Annotated in this window: 4 protein-coding genes; 1 reads left to right on the forward strand and 3 read right to left on the reverse strand. The window is 44.8% G+C overall.

The annotated features are described in order from the left end of the window. From Q0238_RS05400 to Q0238_RS05410, 3 genes are all read right to left on the reverse strand, one after another. Window positions 1–1,631, reverse strand: a 1,631-nt coding sequence (locus Q0238_RS05400) for a cation:proton antiporter (RefSeq protein ID WP_295152028.1), incomplete at its 3' end; no start/stop codon positions are given. A 500-nt stretch (window positions 1,632–2,131) separates the two neighbouring features. Further along, window positions 2,132–2,443, reverse strand: a complete 312-nt coding sequence (locus Q0238_RS05405) for a helix-turn-helix transcriptional regulator (RefSeq protein ID WP_005870178.1) — start codon at window positions 2,441–2,443, stop codon at window positions 2,132–2,134. A 12-nt stretch (window positions 2,444–2,455) separates the two neighbouring features. Next, complete coding sequence (locus tag Q0238_RS05410; protein ID WP_297943683.1) at window positions 2,456–3,370, reverse strand: DnaJ C-terminal domain-containing protein; 915 nt, start codon at window positions 3,368–3,370, stop codon at window positions 2,456–2,458. 168 nt (window positions 3,371–3,538) lie between these two features. On the opposite strand from Q0238_RS05410, the gene Q0238_RS05415 reads away from it, so the two are divergent. Next, the gene (locus tag Q0238_RS05415) at window positions 3,539–4,960 is read left to right on the forward strand and encodes a Do family serine endopeptidase (protein ID WP_297943686.1); all 1,422 of its coding nucleotides are present in this window, start codon (window positions 3,539–3,541) and stop codon (window positions 4,958–4,960) included. Window positions 4,961–5,093: the final 133 nt, after the last annotated feature.

A 5,093-nucleotide genomic window follows, 5' to 3' on the forward strand; every position in this document is an offset into this window, starting at 1 on the left:
TACTGCGTTAGCTTGCATTTCAGCGCCTCTTGTAAAAGCGCATTGGCTACTACTCTCTCCTTTTTTACGAAGATAAAATTTTCGCCGTATTCGCTCTGCAGCTCGCTTTGTGGATCGGCACCCGTATGCATCACTATGATATTTGCTTTTAAATTAGAGCCGTTTAGCATCTTAGCGACGATGTCGAGCTTTTGCTGATTTGCGATCGTTAGGATGATGACCGACGCATCGCGCGCATGCAGCTCGTCGATCGCGGTTTTTTGCATTATATTTACAAAGTATATGTTCTCTCCGCGCGATTTGCCCAGATCCACAAGCTCTAAATCGCTCTCGGCGACTACGTATAGCAGCCCCTGATCTTTAAGACGTAGCACCACTTCCTGCCCTATCCTGCCGTAGCCTGCTACAATGATATGATTTTTCATCGGCGGGATTTGGGTTTTATGCTCCTCATCCTCGAGCTTTTCAACTTTAGACTCGAAACGGTTGGCGATTTTGTTTAAATTCTTAAGGATAAACGGCGTTAAAATCATCGTCGCGGTTACGACTGTAATTAAAATTTGCCCGTTTTCCTTACTTAGCATATCGCGGCTCATCAACAGCGAAAAGATCGCAAGCGCAAACTCACCTATCTGACATAGCGATAGCGCCGCTTTTAGCGCTATCCTTTTGCCGGTCGAGAGAAATAAGATCGCGTAAATCACAACCGTTTTAAGCGCCATTATAACGATAATAGCGAGCAGGATCAGCCCATAGTGCGAGACGATGACTTCAAAATTTATCTGCATGCCGATCGTGATAAAAAAAAGTCCCAGCAGTATGTCTCGAAACGGCGTCAGATCGGCTTCTATCTCGTGTTTATACTCGGTTTCTGCGATGAGCATGCCCGCGATGAACGCGCCCAGCGTGTACGAAAAACCAAAAACATGCGCCAAAAAGCTAGCCCCCACGACGGTAAAAAGGATGGTTGCGATGAAAATTTCTTTAGAATTTGTCCTTACGACGTAGTAGAGGAAGCGGTTAAAAGCAAATTTACCGAGCACGAAAAGGATCACTACCACTATGGCGGCGCTTACGGCGGTTTTTAAGATTAGATAGTTCACGGGGGTATTGTCGGTCGAGCCGAATATGTCAATCATCAACAAAATAGGAATGACGGCGAGGTCTTGAAATAGCAGGATGCCAAGCACCTTGCGCCCGTAGTTTTGATTGATTTCGCCTGTTTCGTTGAGTGTTTTTAGCACGATCGCCGTAGAGCTAAGCGCGAGCGCAAGCCCGATAATCATCACGGTTTTTATGTTTCCGCCGAAAGCCTGATCGATGATGAGCGCTAGAATAATACCGGTGCCAAGCACTTGGAGTATGCCGTTAAAAAATACGTCCTTTTTCATACTCATCAGGTGATGGAAGCTAAACTCAAGCCCGATGGTAAACATCAAAAAAACGATGCCAAATTCTGCCAGCTCAGACATATGGGCGTTTTCGACACTGCTTAAGCTATAGATCTGCGAAAAGCACACGCCTGCGACGATATAGCCGATAATGGTGGGAATTTCAAAAATTTTAAAGACGATATTTAGCACTATCGCAAGCGCGGTGATCGCAAGAAATAGCTCAATAACAAGCTCCATTAACTCCCTTTTTTGTAAGATTATACGTAAAATTTAGCGCTAAATTTATTGTCAAATTTTACATTATCCGCGACCATTTACCGGAGGCGATAATCGATGAAATTTTATCTTTTCATATAAATTTACGGGTAAATTTTATAATGTGATTTTACTAAAATCCCGCTTAAAAATAGAGAAATTATGTCGCACTTTATCGCTAAATTTAGAGGTTCGCGACAAAATTTTAAAGCCTAACACGACTTGGAATTTTAAATTTTAAAACCAAATTATATCAAGACGGTTTTTAAATTTAATTGCAAGAAAATTTACCTGGGTTTGTTTGGCGCGACTTTAAATTTGACGCGAAATTTGACGCGCCCACAAATCCTCTCTGAAAATCAAAATTTATCGCTTGAATCTACGCTTGCGAGGCGATCTTGCTTTTTGATAGCATTAAAATTTCAGCTTATAGCGCCAGGATCTGTTTTTTGCTGAGCTTTGAAGTCTTTATCTTGCAGATCCTAGTCTGTCTCTCCGCCAAGCTCTAAAATTCTAGCCCGTAGCTCCTCGATCTCGCGCTCATACTCGGCGATCCTTTCTTGCAGGCGAAAGATCACGTCCACGCCCGCAAGATTGACGCCTAGCTCCTTTGTAAGGTTTAAAATCATGCGTATGCGATCCATATCATGTGCCGAGTACAGGCGCATCTTACCCTCCGTGCGCCCAGGACTCACGAGCCCTTCGCGCTCGTATTGCCGCAATGTCTGCGGATGGATATCTAGGACCTTCGAGACTATCGATATGAGATAAACCGGCTCATCGTAATCATGCATTTTGATGCCTCCTTATAGCTTTTGCAGCGCGGCTTTGACGTCCTCATCCAGCGAATCGACGTCGGGAAGGACGACATTTACCACCGCGTATAGATCGCCTAAAATTTTACTCTTGCGGTTTTGCACGCCGTAGCCTTTTAGGCGGTATTTCTGCCCGTTTTTGGTATTTTTTGCGATCTTTATCGTTGCGCTTTTGCTTGGCGTCGGAATTTCTACCTTTCCGCCAAACATCGCCGTTTTCAAAGGAATGTCAATCTTTTTGAAAAGATCGTCGCCTTCGCGGCTGTACTCGGCGCTTGGCGCGATTTTTATCTCTAAAATTAGATCGCCGCTTTGTGCGCCTGATTTTTGTCCTTTACCCCTGATGCGTAGCTTCTCGCCCGCATTGATGCCCGCGGGTACTTTAAATTTAACCGTCTCGCCGCCCACGCGCACGCTCATCTCGCCACCTTGTATAGCGGTTTCAAAAGGAATTTCAATCGAGCTGTGCGTATCTAGGCTCTGCGTACCGCCAAAGCCGCCACCGAAACTACTGCCGCTAAAGCCACTAAAACCTTCGCCGCCACCAAAAGAGCTGAAACTAAATCCGCCGCGCGAGCCCGCGCTTTTTGCGCCGAAGGAGCCGCCGAAAATGCTGTTTAGGATGTCGTTTAGATCGCCCATGTTTGCCGAACCCTGCGCGAAATCGTGAAAATTCTGTCCGCCGAACATCTCGTCGCCATGGCGATCATACTGCGCACGCTTTTTCTCGTCGCTTAAAATTTCATACGCGGCGTTGATCTCTTTAAATTTATCCTCCGCTCCGGGCTCTTTATTGATATCTGGGTGATACTTGCGAGCTAGCCTACGGTAAGCTTTTTTAATCTCCTCGGCGCTTGCTGATTTATCCACGCCTAAGGTTTCGTATAAACTGCTTGTACTTGCCATTTTAATCCTTAAAATCTTAAAATTTATGTAGATTATATCATAAAACTTTAGTGAGTGTCAATCAAGTTTGCTAAATTCTATTTATAAATTTTAATTTTGCGTTAAGAATATATTAGCGGACAAAATTTATAATTCCGCCAAAATTTCATTATCACAAAGGAAGCAAAAATGAAAAAATCGATCATCATATCGATAGCTTTAGTAGGTACGCTTTTTGGCGCCAGTATCGACATTAAAGAAGCTCCAAGCAATTATGAGCGCGTAAATCCGGGCTTTAATCAAGACGTGGTGCTTTCGTATCATAGCTCGCTTGCGGACGTAAAAAAATCTGTCGTCAATATCGCAACTAAAACCAAGATCAAAGCAGGCAATAGCCCGATGTCGCAGATGTTTGACGATCCGTTTTTTAAGCAATTTTTCGACTTTGACATTCCGCAGCAGCAGGAGCGCGAGGGAAGCTCACTAGGCTCTGGTGTCATCATCTCTGAAGACGGCTATATTGTCACAAATAATCACGTAATAGAAAATGCCGACGAAATCGTAGTTACACTACTAGAAGGCGATAAAGAGTATAAAGCCAAGGTGATCGGTACTGACCCCAAAACCGACCTTGCAATCATTAAAATCGACGAAAAAAATCTCTCTGCGGTTAAATTTGCCGACTCGTCCAAGGCCATGGAGGGCGATATCGTCTTTGCTATCGGAAATCCTTTCGGCGTGGGCGGCACCATCACTCAAGGCATAATCTCAGCGCTAAATAAAAACAATATCGGGTTAAATCAATATGAAAATTTCATCCAAACCGACGCTTCGATTAACCCGGGCAACTCAGGCGGTGCGTTAGTAGATAGCCGCGGTGCGCTTTTGGGGATAAATTCCGCTATTTTAAGTCGCGGCGGCGGAAATAACGGCGTAGGCTTTGCGATCCCTTCAAATATGGTAAAAGAGATCGCTGAAAAGCTTATCACAAACGGCAAGATCGAGCGTGGCTTTATAGGCGTTACGATCTCAGATATGTCTAAAGATCAAAAAGAGCTCTATGAAAGCAAAGAGGGCGCGCTAATCTCAAGCGTCGAAAAAGACATGCCTGCCGATAAAGCAGGCATCAAGCGCGGCGATTTGATCACCAAAATAAACGGCAAATCTATCAAAAACGCCAACGAATTAAAGAATTTAATCGGCTCAATGGCTCCAGGAAGCTCAGTAGATGTAGAATTTGAGCGCGACGGCAAAAGTAAGAGCACGACTATCAAGCTAGACACGATGAAATCCGACTCCACCACCTTAGGCTCAGCCGGCGAGGACTCACAAAGCGCGATAGAGGGGCTAAAGCTAAGGACGTTAAATGACAGCTTGCGCCGCAAATATAACCTCGACGACGATGTCTCGGGCGCCCTCGTCTTAAGCGTCAAAGATGGCTCAAAAGCCGATGATTACGGCTTCGAGGTAGGCGACGTGATCATCCAAGTAGGTCAAAACGATGTCAAAAGCTCAGACGACTTTGATCGTTATATCAAAGATTATAAGGGCAAAAAAACCCTAGTCTGGGTTATCAGACGCGGAATTCCGCAAGGTCTTGTAATCCGCTAAAGCTTGGTCCACCAAGCTTTAGCGGCGAGAAACGCGAAAGCGTTAAAATTTAACCGCGGCGAGCCCAGGACAAAGCATTAGCGGAACATTGCGAGTAAGCCAGCAGAAGTTTTTGGGATTTTGAACTTTCTGA

Origin of the sequence: uncultured Campylobacter sp., assembly GCF_938045775.1 — a bacterium.
GTDB lineage: Bacteria > Campylobacterota > Campylobacteria > Campylobacterales > Campylobacteraceae > Campylobacter_B.